The sequence below is a fragment of the Kocuria sediminis genome (genome assembly GCF_009735315.1).
Lineage (GTDB): Bacteria > Actinomycetota > Actinomycetes > Actinomycetales > Micrococcaceae > Kocuria > Kocuria turfanensis.
Window position 1 is genome coordinate 1 of sequence record NZ_WOGU01000039.1, and the last position, 2,527, is coordinate 2,527.

The 2,527-nt window shown below is 67.6% G+C and carries 1 protein-coding gene and 1 pseudogene; one reads left to right on the plus strand and one right to left on the minus strand.

Annotated features, from left to right (window positions below):
- Positions 1-131: 131 nt before the first annotated feature.
- Positions 132-797: a DUF8692 domain-containing protein gene (locus GMA12_RS18090; protein WP_206064741.1), complete on the plus strand. Its 666-nt coding sequence runs from the start codon at positions 132-134 to the stop codon at positions 795-797.
- A 440-nt stretch (positions 798-1,237) separates the two neighbouring features.
- Here GMA12_RS18090 and GMA12_RS18095 read toward each other — a convergent pair.
- A pseudogene (locus tag GMA12_RS18095) lies at positions 1,238-2,384 on the minus strand (IS3 family transposase).
- Positions 2,385-2,527: the final 143 nt, after the last annotated feature.

Sequence of the window (2,527 nt, forward strand, 5' to 3'; positions counted from 1 at the left end):
CTGCTCGACGACGCCGCCGACGCGGTCGAGCACCTGGTCGACCACGGACTGCTGGAGGCGCAGCAGAAGTTCCACGCGCGGTGACCCCCCTCCGCGAGCAGCGGACACAGGGGCTCGCCGCGTCGTGGCCCGTGCAGATCATAGCCGCGGTCTTCGTGCTCGACGCCCTGCTCTTGATCGCCCACGTCTGGCACCGCAGCGGTCCCGCCCTCGGGGCGCAGGACCGGTGGTTCTTCCCGCTGCGCCGCGCCGCCCTGTGGAGCGGCGGGCTGGACGGCTCCCTCCTGGAGCTCTTCGGGCTCCTGCAGCTCGGCGCCGCGGGCGTGCTGCTGCTCGGGGCGGGCCTGCGCGGATCGGCGCACCGGGTGCTCGCCGCCTGGGGCGGCGTGCTCCTGCTCCTCGTCGCCGACGACCTCTGCCGGCTCCACGAGCGGGTGGGCGCCCGCCTCGCCCTGGACCGGCTCGTGCCCTCGCTGGGGGAGACCGCGGCCCAGGAGCTCGGCGGCCTGCTCTTCTGGGTGGTGTCCGGGCTCGTGCTGGTGGGCGGGCTAATCCGCCTGCACCTGCGCAACGGGGCCGCCGCCCGCTCCGCGTCCTGGGCGCTGCTGGCCACCGTGGTGCCGTTCGTGCTCGTCGCCGTGGGCTACGTCCTGGTGGGCACCGTCCGCCCCGGCCTCTTCGACGACGGTGCCGGGGCCGAGGTCGCGGCGCTGGTGCGGATCACGGTGAAGCTGCTGACCATGACGCTGCTGCTCGATCAATCTCTCCGGATCACCTTCGTCCGTCCGCAATTGTGACGCAACAGCGGGACGCCCGCCGGATATGCTCCCAGGCGGGCGTCGCGGGTCGGACTGTTCGGTTGGTTTCCGGGTGCGGATCGTAGGCGGGCTCGGGGGTGTGTTTATGGTTTTGATCAACCAGCCAGGGCCACCGGTGGTGCGGACAAGCTCGATATCGCCGTGCATGTTGCGACAGTTGAACCAGTCGATGTACTTGGCCACAGCAATCTTGAGGTCCTCGATCGACTTTCAGACATATGTTGCGGATCAATTCGCTTTCAGACGGTGAGTTAGACATCTCGACGCGGGCGTTGGTACAGAAGTCCCGGGCGTATCTAAGCAAGACCACCGCCCCGGCCTCGGCCAGGCGCTGGGTGTAGCGCGCGGCGACAAATTGAACTCCCATGGCACTACGATGAACCGCCCCGACTTTCCTTGACTCTCGGGGTTGATGGTCTTCAGACGACTCGGAGGCCGCGATCGATGGTCTTAGACACGACCGGGGTGAGGCGACCGAGACGGCGTTGCGGGCGCCGGCGGTGGTAGGTCTTCTCGATCCAGGTCACGATCGCCACACGCAGGTCCTCCCGGCTGGGCCAACGCTGCCGATCCAGGGCGTTCTTCTGGAGCAAGGCGAAGAACGACTCCATGGCGGCGTTGTCCGTGCACGCCCTGACCCTGCCCATCGACCCGAAGAGGTCGTGGTGGGCGAGCTCGTGCACGAACTTTCGGGCACGAAATTGTCTACCCCGGTCGCTGTGGACCACACGTCCGGTTACCGTCCCGCGCCGGCCACCGGACTGCGCAGGGCCGTGACCGCCAGGGAGGCCTTCATGCGACTGTCGATGGAGTAACCGACAATGCGGTTGGAGTAGACGTCCTTGATCGCGCAGAGGTAGCGCTTGCCCTCGTCAGTGCGGTGCTCCGTCAAATTCGTGAGCCACAGTCGGTTGGGGGCGGTCGCGGTGAAGTCGCGCTCCACCAGGTCCTCGTGCACCGGTGGACCGGGCCGGCGGTTGAGCCCACGTTTCTTGTAGTGGACGCTGAAAAACCGCTGGGCCGAGCACAGCCGGCGCATCCGCTTTTCCCCGGCGGTGATGCCGTGGCCGGGCAGCCAATCGGAGATGAACCTGTAGCCGAAGGCCGGGTCGTCGGCGTGAATGGCGATGGCGGCGTCGATCAAGTGGGCGTCGTCCCAGTCCCGCTCGGTGACGGGGATTGCCTTCCACTGGTAGAAGGCTTGTTTGGAGAAGCTTAGAGTCCGGCAGGTCACCGCGACGAGGATGCCGTCGGCGGCCAGGTCGAGGACCAGCGGAAACCTCATTTTGGGGGCAGCTCCCGAGCGAAGAAGACAGCGGCCCGGCGCAGAATCTCGTTCTCCTGCTCGAGGAGCCGGTTGCGCCGCTTCAGTGCCTTCAGCTCCTCGGCCTCAGCGGTGGTGACGCCGGGGCGGACGCCGACGTCGACGTCGGCCTTGCGTAGCCAGTTGTGCAGGGTGGCTTCTGAGATCCCGAAGTCGCGGGCGATCTGGGACAGCGGGGCCTCGTGCTTGCGGGCCACCGCCACCACGTCGCGGCGGAACTCCTCGGGGTAGGGCTTGGGCACGGTTTCATCCTCACTGCGAGAAGAGATCCTCTCAAGTCAGGAGTCAGGTGATCCGGGGGCAGTCCCGGACCACCCGGGCGAGCTGGTGCACATGGATCTGAAGAAACTGTGCCGAATCCCTGAGGGCGGCGGGTGGCGGGCCC